Source organism: Rhodococcus sp. LB1 (assembly GCF_001583455.1).
GTDB classification, from domain to species: domain Bacteria; phylum Actinomycetota; class Actinomycetes; order Mycobacteriales; family Mycobacteriaceae; genus Rhodococcus_F; species Rhodococcus_F opacus.
Genome location: NZ_LTCZ01000170.1, coordinates 17288 through 30559, shown reverse-complemented (window position 1 = coordinate 30559; position 13272 = coordinate 17288). Strand labels below are relative to the sequence as shown.

The following is a 13272-nucleotide window of genomic DNA, read 5'->3' as shown; positions in this document are numbered from 1 at the left end:
GGCACCAACATCCGGATGTTCGCCGCCGTGCGGGCGGAAGGCCTCGAACACGACGCACAACTCGAACGTCTGCTGTCGATCGACTCGACCATCGTCCGCGCCCACCAGCATTCGGCCGGCGCCCTGACCGATGCGCACACAGGGGGCTCGATCGAATGACAAGAATCTGGCCAACGAACCCGCCGACCACGCACTCGGCCGCTCCCGCGGCGGGCTGAGCATCAAGATCCACGCCCTCACCGACACGTTCTGCTGCCCGCTGACGCTGCTGCTCTCGCCGGGACAGGCAGGCGACAACCCCTACCTGGCGCCGCTGCTCGACGCGCACCGCGCCCACGACACCGAAGGGTTCCGCCTGCTGGCGGACAAGGCGTACTCGCACCCGAGCACCCGAAAGAACCTGCGGGAACGCCGAATCTCGCACACCATCCCCGAACGCCGCGACCAGATCCGACGTCGCAAGGCGAAAGGATCGGACGGGGGTCGACCGCCGGCGTTCGACAAGGACCGCTACCGCGAACGCAACACCGTCGAGCGTGGTTTCGGGCGTCTCAAACAGTGGCGTGGCATCGCCACTCGCTACGACAAGTACGCCACCACCTACCTCGGTGGCGTACTCCTCGCTGCCTTCCTCATTCATCACCGCGTCCGCAAATAGCAGACACGCTCTAGCCGACCAGCGGGACGAGGCTGGAAGTCGAGGTCAGTCGAATGTTGAATACGCGAACCGATCCTGCGTTCTCTGGAGCCACACAATACTCAGTGCAGCCGCGGGGTTGAGGGTTACCCGGGCGCGTCAAATGATTTTGATATTCCTGCCCAGGGCTCTCGAAATTGTCCGATTTTCGTCGACCACCGGAGTCCCGCGGATTGCGTGCGTGATCGGTGGCCGAATGAGGCCGGACCGCTCACGTTAGAGGGGAACACAACTCGCGCGGGCAACTTCGACGTCACAGTCAAGCCGAACGGCGTTCTCGCAAGGTATTCGCAACACGATCGAGGTGGCGGCGCATCGCTTTCTCAGCCCTCAGGATTGTGTGCGCAAACTTTGTCGATGATATCGAGATGGTCGAATAGCGAATCCGCCATCTTGCTCAGGTGTGTGAAAATGTCGGACTGGTGTCGTGCCAGTAGTGCGTGCAACCGGTCGAGAATCTCGTCGGCAGAACGATGTCCGCTAATTTCTCGGATGAGGCGGTGCAGCACTTGGTTCAACCGCGCGAATTCAAATATGTGCCTAGATGCGACCGCATCGGTGAGGTCTGTGCGCAGCGTAGTCAGCTGCTCGATCTCGGCGTCGGTGACGTTTTGTGCAGCCCTTGAGGCGCAGAGCCCTTCAATGACCATCCGTAGTTCGATGAGTTCCGCGGCCTCGGCTGACGACACCGACCGTATTCGCGCACCGCGGTTCTGGAACCGTTCGACCAGGCCCTCGGCAGCAAGATCGAGCAGCGCCGCGCGGATCGTGCCTCGACTTGCATCGAATTGCGTACACAGATCCGCCTCGATCAAGCGCTGATTGGGGGCAAAATCACCTCCGACGATGGCACTGCGGGTCAGTGTGGTCACCGCTGCTTGATCAATGCCCTGCCTCCGGACGTTCTTTACCGGCATCCCGCCATCTCCGCCCTGTTCATCTACTCTGTCTCTGGCCCACTAGTAATGGGGCGACTGAGAATTTCTTCCGTGTGCTTGGCGTGGTCGTAGGTGCGGTAGGTGACACGCTGGCCGGCCACGCCGAGGTGTGGTCAAAAGTTAGGCTCTGATCGCTATTCCGAGTCGGTGAAGGGCGGTGTGCCTCCTTTCATCCATAGGATGTTTCTCGCAACCTATAACAGCATATTGCTATGCAGGTGTGCGTTTGACAGTTGCGTCCGTCGCTCCGCTAGCGGGCGGGGTGATGTGTGGGGACGGGTGCGCCCGGGCCGCAGCTCCTCAATTCGTACAGCTTTGACGGTCGCTATATCTATGTCCTACTTCTTCCTCAGCCCCCTGCGACTCACCGCGTTCACCGAAACTCAGGCAGACCACCCAGACGGTATAGCCAGTCGGCGCCAATGCAATCGCTCCACCGGCACGCCACACGCCGTCGGCGGAGTGAGCGCTGAGGACAACCGCGGAGCGGTTGTTCGCGGCGTTCACAGATCCAGAACCAATCGACCGCTCAGGGCACGAGAGACACAGATGAGCATGGTTTCTCCACTTTCTCGTTCCTCATCAGTCAACAATGAATCCCGGTGATCCGGTTCACCGGAGAGAACACGTGTCTCGCACGATCCGCAGATACCCTCGGTGCATGAGGACATGACATCCAGGCCAGCGTTCTCGACCGCCTCGAGAATAGATAACTGGGGGGGAACCTCCAGAGTGACGCCAGACTTGTCGCATACGACCTCGACGGTGGTATTCGTTTCAGTACCGGTGATCGACGGTGTGGCGGCAAACCGTTCCACATGCAAGCTGCCGGGACGCCATTCCCGGCAGAGTCGCTCGGTGGCTTCGATCAACCGGGTCGGCCCGCAGCAGTAGACCAGCGTCTCGGGTTCCGGGATTCCGAGTAGAGCCTCCAGGTCAAGGGGCCCCTCCTCGTCCCGGGGGTGTACCGCTACCCGGCCGGAATCCGTTTTCAGTGAGGTGATCTCATCGAGAAAGGCCATCGAAGATCGGGTGCGACCCCCGTAGTGCAGGGACCACTCCGAGCCTTGCGTCGCGGCTGCGCGAATCATCGGCAGCATGGGAGTGATTCCGATGCCGCCAGCGAGGAAGAGATAACGGGGAGCCGCAAGCAGGGGAAAATTGTTGCGCGGTCCCCGCCCAGTGATTGTCGTGTTCTGCTGGGCGTTCTCGTGGATCCATTTGGATCCACCGCGGCTCTCCGCATCACACAGGATGCCGATGCGCCAGTGTGACTGTACAGCCGGGTCGCCCGTCAAGGAGTATTGGCGCACCAAGCCGTTGCCGAGAACGACGTCGATGTGGGCTCCAGGATCCCAAGATGGCAGTTCTACATCCGGGTCGGCCGCGGCGAGTTCGAGTGAGACGACGTCGTCGGCTTCTTGGGTGCGGCCGACGACCCGGAGGAGGCCGTCGAAAGTCTTACCTGACTGGGTGCCACGGAGGTTCGTCGCGTGTGTGTTGGTCATTGCTGACACTGTGCTCTCCTTCGGGCGCAGAACACCCCGGGTCGAAAACGGGAACAGAAGAAGATTCGTTCTGGTTTTGAGATTAGAAGTGCGACAGTGAGATTGACATCACACAGATGTCGGCAGTTCCTCGGCTCAGTGTCTCGCCTTGGCCGAGACACATGACGTAGCGACCTTCTGCTTGCGGAGGGCGCAGACCGTCACGAATTGCAACTAGTGCGTCCTGGGTACGCGAGTGCAAATTTACCGTGCCGAGCAGGTTGCTGACATGCGTTCACGCTGCATGATTCGCTAATCGACAGCTCAGTATGCCATCGAGTCTAGGCATCAGCAGGTCGATCATGAACAATGTCCGGGAGGTCCTTGGGAGCCGACATCGCCGCGAGTTTGTCGAGGGCACTCTGCCCGCTACTTGCCTCACCGACGGCTTCATTGCGGTAGGCCTTGATGCTGCGGGCGCGCGTCGGCGTGGGCGTCGACGAGAAGAACCTTCAGCGCGCGCTCGGGCTCGGGCGATTCCAGTGCGCGCGCCCCGCCCTCGAGATTCAAAATCCCACCCCAGCGCTCTCGCGAAACCAGGCCCTATCACCCGGCGCTCGGCATTCCGCATCCGGTCGGATCGAAGTGAGACCGCACCCGTCGTCGCGAACTGTGACCTCCAGCGTGGGACTGGCCGTTGTATTGCACCGGCCGTCGCACTGAGGGGGTTAGCGTTAGAGACCGTTCCCACGTGCGGGAGGCGGGCTGTTGTTCGGTTACGCCAAGGACGTCACGGGACCGAGTCGGTATCACCAGGCGTACCCTTGGTCGCGCACCGATTCCGGTAGTGCCCGGCCACCTTCGGCAGTAGGTCGATAGCCTCGTCGCCGTCGTTCATCCAGAGAATGCAGGCTGCTCCCCTTGGGTGTTCGCCGCTTCGTGCCCTCTACCGCCTTCCGTGGTATTCCACTTCTCGACACTTGGCTGGCTTCGATAGGAAGACCGGGCGGACTTCTATAAGTGATGTTGATCGTTGTTGTCGGCCGGTCAAAAAACGTCGGTAGGCCGGCGATCTCGCTTCGCTACGTACGGAAAGCGACAGCGGACTCAGTCGACGAGTGGCTGACAAGGCGACTGCTGACAAGGCGGCCTGGAATCGGAGAGTTCACTCGTAGGGCGACGTCCTGATCGTCGCCACCGACGAAGCGGGCCTCAGCAAGGTCGAGCACGTCAATGAGCGTCGTCGACGTCGACGTCAACGCAGAGACTGGTACCGATGGCCGCGTGCAGATGGTCGGGGGATGTCGACTTTGCCTCGGTTGCCCAAACGTGTACGTGCGATCACTCCAGAACATGGTGGGAGGACCTGTGGACGACGTGTGGCTGGACCGAAACATGCGTGATGGCAACAGGGCTGCTTGCCGGCCAGCCGTTGTCCTCGGTCTCTCCCACGTTGCCCAGCTCGACCGACGCGCTTCTGGAAGCATCATGACCACACTCCCCTCGGGACGTCCGGCTCCAGAGGGTTACCGGTCTTAGGTCGGACGCGCTATCGATCGCTCAGCGCGATTGATAGCCTGGACTGCAATATCAGCCGCGCCGGCGCAGCAGCGCGTTGCCCGCTGAGATTCCTCATGCCGCCGCAGCGCAGCCGCCAAGGTATTCATCGCGTACGAGCCGTCGGCGCTGTCTCGCCGGGCTCCACGAAAGGGGCATGACAACCGAGCGGCAGCATCCGCAGTCTCCGACTATCAGCATCTTTTGGAGGGAACAGCCCGAAGTTCGGCGCCGTCGCTGCTGGCGCCGCCCTTCAGCGGACTGTCATCCGGCCCAAGTCGGTATTGTCTTATTTTCCGCCGGACATGGCGCGCCGCTCACCCACTTCGTTTCAGACGACAGTATCAATTTCAAGTGTGGGATAGGCAACATTTGTCACTAGGCGGCGGTTCAGTCACACGACACGATATGCGTGTCTGAGGTGCACGACGACCAGGCAGAGCGATCCGACAGCGAGGTGTGGCCGTGGAAAAATCCCTTAAGCTCGTGGCCTTTGGGACGGCGAGGTCGTTCCCGTACTCGGTAGCTCGTTGCCCGGAGGGCAGGTACAGAGCGGCGGGGAGAACGTGAGTGTTTGTCTGTCAATATGCCGTTCGCGATCATTTCGCAGGAGACGATCGACGTCCGCGTCGCGACTCACGAATCGCAGTCTTCCGAGCGCGCTTCACCGCAGGTCCGGTGGCTTCGTTCACACGGATGTTGGCGGTAGAGGCTACCGCCGGGAGTTTCGTCCTCCGACTGAGCGGTTCTGCCCGTTTTCATACCCGACACATGCAGGATCACGCCGTCCCAGTCCACGCTCGTGGCGGGGTGGCTCCGCCGCACTGACAGCCCAGAAGAACGGTGCCGCGCAATGAGCGCTACGCGTTGGCCGGTACCAATCCTTGCCACATCCTATTGAGAGGAACCACTGTGACAGAAGAAGTAAATCTGGCTCTGGACTATCTCCGAAGCTACGCCGACCTCGACTTTGCAGGGGCATTGGCACTCTCTGCCGAGAGTGCATCGTTCCAGTTCCCGGACGGCAACGTCGCCGACAAACAAACTGCGATCCAACTGCTGCAGGGGCTTGCCTCTTCATTTGCCGGACCTATAGATTTGCAGGTCACAGGTGTCACGAGCGAAGTTGGGCGCGTCGCGGTGGAGGCGACCGCCGAAGTTCCTCTGCCCGGAGAAATCGTGTACCGGAACCAGTACCATTACTTGTTCGAGATCACTGATGCGCAGATCATTGCCGTTCGCGAATACTGCTCTCAGCCGACGGGCTGAGCTCGTTTTGATCGTCGCCCAGCCGGGACGACAGACAACTCGCTTGCCCGCCCGGGGGCGCCAGCCCGGGCCCGCCGGTTCGACGACTGCGAACCAGCCAGATCAGCGGGCATTGCCCCGCACGGATTAGGAGACAACATGACGGATCGCGTAGGACACGCTCCTGAAGAGCGCGTCGACGTCATTGTCGTTGGCGGCGGAGCGGCGGGGCTGCTCGCCGCGATCGACGCGGCTGAACAAGGGGCCTCCGTACTCTTGTTTGAGAAGAACTCGGACGTCGGCGGAAAGACGAAGTGGTCGATCGGCACTGTGACCGCCGGCGGTACGACGATTCAGTCTGCCAAGGGCATCAATGACTCGCCTGAGCAGCACCGCAAGGACGTCTTCGGGCACGCTGAGCAGTTGGGTACCCTCCGACTTCCTGGCGTCGAGGAGAAGCTGGAGGTCGTGGTCGAGAACGCGGCAACGGCGATCGACAGGCTCGTCGAGCTCGGGCTCGGGTTTGGAGGGCCGCATCCGGAGGAGATGCACTCGCAGTACAGAGGGCACGTGCTGTTTCCGAACCCGATGGTGTTCGTGGGGCAACTCGCGCAGAAGGCCCGTGAACACGGCGTCCGCATTCGACGGGACACGCGAGTCGAGAGTCTCTTAGTAGAAAGCGACGGGCGCGTCACGGGTGTTCGCGTCGGCGGTCGGGGTATTCACGCCGGCGCTGTGGTGGTGTGCGCGGGCGACTATTCCGCTGCCGCACCTGGACGGACCCCGCCGGCCCATTCCGCGCATGCCTTCAAACAGTGGGCAACCGGGGACGGCCACTTCATGGCAGCTGATGTCGGTGCCAAGATGCTCACACCGGAAGGTCCGGTCTTCGCTGCGCTCACCACCCTCGACACTCCAACCTATTTCGGGCACCCCGTCGTGCTGATGGGTGGCGCGATCGTGGTCAATCAGTCCGGCGAGCGTGTAGGCAACGAGCTTGCGATGTGGGGGCAAGACTATGCGGAGCGCACCTCCGAGGATCTCTACTTGGTTATCGGTGGACGGCAGATCGAGCGTCTCGCGACTGTGGAGGACGATGGGCCTGACGCACGTGACGGGTGGTACCTCACCGGCAAGTCGCATCTCGGCAACATAGAGGGTGTCGGTTACGCTTACGAGAGCGACCTTGTCGATATTGGCTATGCCAAACGCTCAGAATCGATCTCGGGGGTGGCGGAGCTGTTTCAGATCGAGCGGAGCGCTCTGCAGACCGAGATCGATAAGCTCGACGAAGCCCACCGGTCGGGTTCCGCCGACCGATTGGGCCGAGAGTGGAGTGAGAATCCTTTCGACCGAGGGCCCTACCTGGCGATCGGTCCGTTTCGGGGGGCTGTCGCCCTTGGAACGGCCTGCATCGCATGTGATCGCGACATGCGTGCCCTGGACACCAAGGGAGACCCCATTGTCGGTCTTTTTGTCGCGGGGGATACCGCTGACTACGCCAGCATCGGTTTCGCAACCGGAAGTCACGGCTATGGGCTCGCATGGGCGTTTGTCAGCGGCATGATCGCCGGGAGGTCGGCGGCGTCGGTCGCCTTGAAGGGCGCACCGATTGAGGCACTACCGAGCTCCGGCCGAGTCTCGGAAGATGATGTGAGGGTCCGGGCGTACAGCTAATCTCTACGACGTGACAGCGTGAGATCCGGTGGTGGCCGACTAGCCTCAAGGCCACCACCGCTCCGCACTGGGCTGAACGGACGACGGTTACCGCTGCGAAGCTATCGGCGTGACACGTCTCGAGGCGCAGCCGCCTTGACCTTCCAACAAGACTCGGACTGTCTCGCGGAGGCCCGGGCGTCGTAGGTGCGCTCCTGCGATCCACCACTCCGGGTTGGGCGCGCTGCAAATTACTGACGGAGCTGGAAAGTCCCTTACGCCGGGTTATGGTCACCCGAAGGACGATCTGCTCTTTCCCCCTGGGCGACTATGTGCAGTTGATGAAGGTCATGGAGCACCAGCACCCGCCCGCAGCGCCCGACTAGTCCCTGCTCGCGCATTTCCTTGAGCAAACGCGTGACAACTTCGCGGACCGATCCGGTCGCATCGGCGAGATCTTGGACGGTGGCCCGAACAACAACCTGGTCGTCCTCCCTTACTGCAAGGTCGAGCAGATGGCGGGAAACCCTCTGCTTCAGCGGGGTGAGGACGTTCTCGGCCAACAGGGAAACGCTCGTGTACAACGCGGTGCGGAGCCCCTCGATAACGGCCTGCGCCATCGTGGGGTCTACCTCGAGCAGTTCACGCATAACCGATCGATCGAACAGGAGAAATCGAGTGGGCGCCAGCGCCTGTCCTCCGGCCTTCAACCCCACTGCGCCGTCGTTCGGGCGCAGGTCCGGTATCGCAAATGCCATGCCCGAATCAGCGTATTGAAGGGTGACCTGACGGCTACCGGACATCACATATATCCGAAGGAGACCGTTGAGTACCAGCCCAGCTTGACTCGTCCGCGGGACAGCACGGATGAACTCTCCAGCCTCCAACGTCACGTGTGCCGATGAAGTGAGGAGCCGATCTCGGCCGTCCACCGACATCCCGGCGTACGCGCTCTGTGTCCACGCGGCCAAGATCTCGTCGTCGATCTCCATGGCCAATTCGCACCTCGTTCCTCAACACTGAGGGATTCGTTCACACGGTTTGGGTACTCACCGCCAGGTGTCGTGCGCCAATCGACATGGTAGGGAGACGCTGTCCGCAGGTCAATGACCCTTGCTACCTCTCGGCAAGCCGGTCATAGCCACCGAGAATATGGCCCGACAACAGGGCTTGAACAGCGGTGCGGATACCCAGCCGCCATCGGCGGTGGGACCGCCGGGGCATGCCCGTGGTGCTCAAGTGGTTAGTGCCGACGTAACCCGACACGCTCCTCGCTCAGGCGACCCTCGCACCTCCTCTGGGTCTGGAACAATCCAGAATGTCAGGCGGGGCGTCGGTCGTACGGGTCCTTTGGCCACCCGGATGTCGGCAGAGCGAAGAAACTAGCTGGTCGCCCAGACCGCGGCGTGGCGTATATCAGTTGATGGAGAGCGTTCGGGTGGGCTCTTCCTCAGTGCCAAGAAGACGGCTGTGGCGGCGGCTCCGGTCAAGAGGGTAGCGGCGGGCAAGGTTCCGGCGGAGAAGAAGGTAGTTGCGACGAAGACGGCCTCGACGAAGAAGGTGGGGAAGAAGACAGTTGCGGCGAAGGCAACTTCGGAGAAGAAGGCCGTGAAGAAGGCGGTCGCGGCGAAGGTGCTGGTGAAGAGGGAAGAGGTGAGAGAGGCTCCGGCGAGGAAGTCTTCGAGGGAGATTCGTGAGTGGGCGATCGGGGCGGGTCATGTGGTGTCCTCCCGCGGCCGGATTTCGGTCGAGATCGAGCGAGCATTCCATGATGCTCAGGCCGAAATTTCGGTCGCGTGAGGTGCAGCATTGCTCCCGATTCTCTGTGGACCATCCAGCCGCGAAGACCATAAGGCTGTGGGGATCTCGGCGGTCGGCGGTCGGCGGTGCCCGGGGAGGGGTGCGAGGTAACTCGGCGCACCTGACTCGACGGTTCCCGCGGAGTGGATCGCGATAGTCGGCATTTGCGTGAGGGAACGCCCGGCGGCCGCGGTTGCCGGGTTCTGAGCATCTGTCGGTGACACGATGGGTGGGTGGGGAGACAGAGCGGGACCTTCGGGGTTGTGGGTTGGTCGTCGGGCTGGTCTTGGTGGTGGTGTTCGCGGCGTTTACGTCGCGGCCGTACATGGTGGCGACGTCGTTCCAGCCGGCGTGGACCGATCCATCGATCGTGTCGGTGATCGTGCTTGGGGGCGCCGCGGTGGCCGGGGCCGGTTGCGGGGTGGTGCTGTGGCTGTCCGGGTGGCGGGTGGTGCGGGATACGGCGAGCGCGGACGAACGCCGCCGTCGGCGCACCTTCCTGCTGGGCCGGACCGTCGCCGCGGCCCTGGCTGGTATCGCGGTGGGGTTGTTGCCGATGCTGGTGTTGCTGTGTCTCGCGTTCACCTCCTCGGCGAGCGTCGCCGTGGAGTGGGCCTCGGTGTTGGTGCTCTATGCCGGCAGCGGAGTGCTGGCGTACGGGTGCGCACTGCTGGGTGTGTGGTGGGTGTTGGCCGCGGCGGGTGATGATCGGCGCGCGGGGACCGTGCGGATGCTGGCGGTGTTGCTTCCGGTGGGTGCGTTGGCGGCGACGGCCGCGGGTGTGGGCGTCGCTGGGCTGTTCGGGTATTCCACCGTCCCTGCGACGTTCGTGTGCGTCATCGCCGTGGTGACCGCGGTGCTGACGGCAACGGTGGTGCTGGCCCGGGTGCTGGCCCGCGCCCCGGGGGTGGGTGCCGGCGCCCGGTGACCTCACCCGCGGTACATGAGGTCCCCTCGACCGGGCAGCGGGAACGGTGCGCGGCCGGTCGAGAACGGTGAGCACCCTCGGGGGTGAGGGGCCGGTGCACGACCCGATCCCTCGAGCGGTGACGTCGTTGAGATTGTGGGCCCACCCATGGAATCGTCTCGGTCCTAGGATTGGGCGATGGACAGGACCGACCGCGCCACCCGGGTGATCGCGGCACCACCGGCGACTGTCTACGGCGCTCTCCTTGACCAGGAGTCCCTCGAGGCGTGGTTGCCGCCGGAGGGCATGCGCGAGCGGTGGGATCCCCGGCCGGTGGCGGGTTCCGGATGGTCCTGACCTACCTGAACCCTGCCGACAGCCCGGGTAAGACGTCGGATGCCACGGATGTCGTCGATGTCGGATTCGCCGACCTGGTGCCACCGGAGCGCGTGGTGCAGCGGGCGGTGTTCGAAGCCGACGATCCCTCGTACGCGGGAACGATGACGATGACCTGGCACCTTGCTGCCGCCGGGGACGGGACCGAGGTGACCGTCACCGCTACCGACGTGCCACCGGGCATCGACCAAGAGGTACACGAGGCCGGGATCGCCTCCTCGCTGGCGAACCTGGCGTCGTACGTCGACGGGGCCGGCTGACTCAGGTAGGCCGCGGTCCGGGCACAGGCTCGACGTCGGGGGAAGCGGTCGAACACCAACACGCCTCCGCGACCGAACAGCGTGGCATGCCGTGGAGGATCGTTGGTACGCCATCCACGACGAGCATGTAGTGGGCACGACTGTGCAGTGTCGATAGCGTTTGGGATACGGGTCGTAGCCGGAGTCACGAGCACCGTCACGGGCGTGCGTTCACGGGTGAGCGGCTCGTCGATCCGGACGCGTGCGCTGCGCAGTAACCCTTCCGGTCGCAGGCCTCGCTGATCCGGCGCGTGGACGACACGTCGTGCACCACAACAGTCCGGCTACAGGCACGGTTCAGAACGTCGGATATGTGATCTCGGCAGTGATGAAGCAAATGTGGACTGGGTTGGCGACCCGGAAGGTGGCGGGGTCGTCGGTGTCCTGCGATCCGATGAAGAATGCCCAGGTCTTCGTAGGGGTGCCGGTGTGGTAGTCGCTTTTCGCTTCGGCTCGCGCGTCGCGTAGGTCGCGGCGAAGGGTTCGGATGCGGCTGTCGGTCCAGTCGGTGTGGTCGACGAGAATGCGGTATGCGTGGGTGAGCCGATGATCCGTCGCGTCGCGTCGGCCGGCGTAGAGCGCGATGACGGTACGGTCCTCTGTTTCCTCGGTTTCGTCGGGCTGCTCGAAGATGCGCAGCGGCGCGTAGAAGATGCGGCGGTATCGCTCCCGGGTGAGAGGCTCTGCGGTGTCGCGTAGGCGTTTGAATGCGAACTGGTAGTGGGTGGCATCGATGTCGGGGATGTCGATGAGCATGTCTCGCCGGTGATCGGGGTGCGCGATAAAGGTCCGGCAGAGTGGGCGGATCGTGCGGGCGATTCCGCGGGTGTGATGGTCGACTGCGCCGGAGCCGTTTCCTCTGGTGCGGCGTGAGGTCGGTCCGCTGCGGATATGGCCGGCTGTGCCGTCGGCGGTGGGATCGGTGACGGTCCGCTCGGTGAGGGGCACGAGCCGGCTGGGGTACGAGTGTCGGCCGGTGAGCGGGTTCTCGGGATCGCCGCCGTTGCCGGTGGCTTCGACGACGACGTCGGCGTAGGGGCATTCGGGTTCGTGCACCGCGTCGGGGTGAGAGCGGAAGTGCGGTGTTCGGCGTTGCAGTGGTGGGCGACCGATGACTGCGACGACTCGGGCGTCGCAACCGTCGGTCTCGCAGACGAAATGGGTGCGGACCGATTCGACCCAGTCGCGGTCGAGGTTGACCAGGTCTTCGGCCATGATGAGGCCGAACTCAGGGCTGACGGTGATGCGTGCAGTGTCCATCAGGTGGCAGTGTATTGGGCTGGTCAGACACACCAGATGCAATAGCCTTTCGATCTGGTCGCGCGGATGTCATGTGGAGGTCGTGTCCGATAGTGCAGTGGCGCATAGCCACCGGCAGCCCGACCAGGACCCTCGGGCGCCGCGCCCGCCTGCCCTGGCAACGGAGGCATTACAACCCTGTGAACTGATTCGAAACCCGCACGCGGACATTCACACAGGATGTCGAAAGGTGAACCAGTGCCGGGGCGCTGTAGTTACCCCGATGGGTATCGGCGCGCCACGTCGGGGTGGGCGACAGTGACCCTCGGGTGCCTGTCCCGACGTTTGTCGGGGCCGCAGGATAGGGCCTGTCATCCCATCCCGTACCCCCTGTCGGAGGCACTTTTATGGCTCGAAACACCGGCGCTCGCATCGCGATCGGCTCCCTCGCGGCGTTGTCAATTTCCCTGGCAGCGACGACTGCCATCGTCCTCGCGGACGACGAGCTGCGCGGCATTGCGCTTCCCGGCCGGGAGCACGGCACCACTGTGCAGGTCGCCCCCGAAAGCGCCCCGCAGCCCGGCAGAGACATCACGGACGCGCGGACGCAAATCCCCGGCAACGTTCCCGGAATCGTCGGGTCCGATGGTGGCGTGATTGTGGGAGGAGCCGTCGGGGGTGACCCGTCCGGTGATGCCGCCGCGAACCCCGGCCCAGCCGCCGCGATCCCGGGACCGATCGTCAACCCGGCCCCCGCGAACCCCGGCCCGGCCCCTGTGAACCCGGGCCCGGTCGTCGGCCCGGCCCCCGCGGACCCCGGTTCGCCCCCGCCACCGCCGGTCGCGGATCCGCCACCGGTGGCCGATCCGCCGTTTGCGGAGCCACCCGTTGTCGATCCGCCGGTCGAAGAACCACCGGTCGCCGACCCGCCGGTCGAAGAACCACCCGTTGTCGATCCGCCACCGGTCGCGGAGCCGCCCGTCGTCCGGGATCACCGTGATGAACCTGTCGTCCGGGATCACCGTGACGAGCCCGTCGTCCGGGATCA

General features: G+C 63.7%; 11 protein-coding genes and 1 pseudogene. 7 read left to right on the top strand and 5 right to left on the bottom strand.

What is annotated here, in order from left to right:
• Positions 1-658 (top strand): annotated as a pseudogene (locus AZG88_RS23070) (IS5 family transposase); the annotation flags it as partial.
• Between the two features lie 362 nt (positions 659-1020).
• Here AZG88_RS23070 and AZG88_RS23065 read toward each other — a convergent pair.
• Positions 1021-1569, bottom strand: coding sequence for a GntR family transcriptional regulator (locus AZG88_RS23065; protein WP_231914147.1), 549 nt, complete (start codon positions 1567-1569; stop codon positions 1021-1023).
• A gap of 569 nt (positions 1570-2138) precedes the next feature.
• A complete protein-coding gene (locus tag AZG88_RS23060) occupies positions 2139-3143 on the bottom strand; it encodes a PDR/VanB family oxidoreductase (RefSeq protein ID WP_061699288.1) in 1005 nt (334 codons plus the stop codon).
• Between the two features lie 2448 nt (positions 3144-5591).
• Between AZG88_RS23060 and AZG88_RS23055 the strand changes: the two genes are divergently transcribed.
• Entirely contained in the window at positions 5592-5948 is a 357-nt protein-coding gene (locus tag AZG88_RS23055; RefSeq protein ID WP_061699287.1) for a nuclear transport factor 2 family protein, read from the top strand.
• Positions 5949-6086: 138 nt separating this feature from the next.
• On the top strand, positions 6087-7604 hold the full coding sequence (locus AZG88_RS23050; RefSeq protein ID WP_061699284.1) for an FAD-dependent oxidoreductase: 1518 nt from the start codon (positions 6087-6089) through the stop codon (positions 7602-7604).
• A 254-nt stretch (positions 7605-7858) separates the two neighbouring features.
• On the opposite strand, the gene AZG88_RS23045 is transcribed toward AZG88_RS23050, so the two are convergent.
• Positions 7859-8575, bottom strand: a complete 717-nt coding sequence (locus AZG88_RS23045) for a Crp/Fnr family transcriptional regulator (protein ID WP_061699282.1) — start codon at positions 8573-8575, stop codon at positions 7859-7861.
• A 478-nt stretch (positions 8576-9053) separates the two neighbouring features.
• Between AZG88_RS23045 and AZG88_RS23040 the strand changes: the two genes are divergently transcribed.
• The 4 genes from AZG88_RS23040 to AZG88_RS23030 all read left to right on the top strand — a co-directional run bounded on the left by AZG88_RS23040 (position 9054) and on the right by AZG88_RS23030 (position 10946).
• Complete coding sequence (locus AZG88_RS23040) at positions 9054-9383, top strand: Lsr2 family DNA-binding protein (protein ID WP_061699280.1); 330 nt, start codon at positions 9054-9056, stop codon at positions 9381-9383.
• A 217-nt stretch (positions 9384-9600) separates the two neighbouring features.
• Positions 9601-10311, top strand: coding sequence for a hypothetical protein (locus tag AZG88_RS23035; RefSeq protein ID WP_156517589.1), 711 nt, complete (start codon positions 9601-9603; stop codon positions 10309-10311).
• Between the two features lie 177 nt (positions 10312-10488).
• Positions 10489-10647 (top strand): hypothetical protein, encoded by a 159-nt coding sequence (locus AZG88_RS54010; protein WP_231914146.1) that lies wholly within the window; start codon positions 10489-10491, stop codon positions 10645-10647.
• Entirely contained in the window at positions 10638-10946 is a 309-nt protein-coding gene (locus AZG88_RS23030; protein WP_231914145.1) for an SRPBCC domain-containing protein, read from the top strand. The genes AZG88_RS54010 and AZG88_RS23030 overlap by 10 nt, the downstream gene beginning before the upstream one ends.
• A gap of 336 nt (positions 10947-11282) precedes the next feature.
• Here the strand turns inward: AZG88_RS23030 and AZG88_RS23025 are convergent, their stop codons facing one another.
• Together AZG88_RS23025 and AZG88_RS51945 are read right to left on the bottom strand one after the other, a co-directional pair.
• Positions 11283-12245, bottom strand: a complete 963-nt coding sequence (locus AZG88_RS23025) for a hypothetical protein (RefSeq protein ID WP_231914144.1) — start codon at positions 12243-12245, stop codon at positions 11283-11285.
• Positions 12246-12682: 437 nt separating this feature from the next.
• Positions 12683-13272 (bottom strand): hypothetical protein (locus AZG88_RS51945; RefSeq protein ID WP_197487915.1); only part of this gene is annotated, 590 nt, incomplete at its 5' end.

Coding starts and splice junctions, on each gene's coding strand:
- AZG88_RS23060 (WP_061699288.1), bottom strand. CDS start 3,143: ATGACCAACACACACGCGACGAACCTCCGTGGCACCCAGTCAGGTAAG.
- AZG88_RS23050 (WP_061699284.1), top strand. CDS start 6,087: ATGACGGATCGCGTAGGACACGCTCCTGAAGAGCGCGTCGACGTCATT.
- AZG88_RS23045 (WP_061699282.1), bottom strand. CDS start 8,575: ATGGAGATCGACGACGAGATCTTGGCCGCGTGGACACAGAGCGCGTAC.
- AZG88_RS54010 (WP_231914146.1), top strand. CDS start 10,489: ATGGACAGGACCGACCGCGCCACCCGGGTGATCGCGGCACCACCGGCG.
- AZG88_RS23030 (WP_231914145.1), top strand. CDS start 10,638: ATGGTCCTGACCTACCTGAACCCTGCCGACAGCCCGGGTAAGACGTCG.
- AZG88_RS23025 (WP_231914144.1), bottom strand. CDS start 12,245: ATGGACACTGCACGCATCACCGTCAGCCCTGAGTTCGGCCTCATCATG.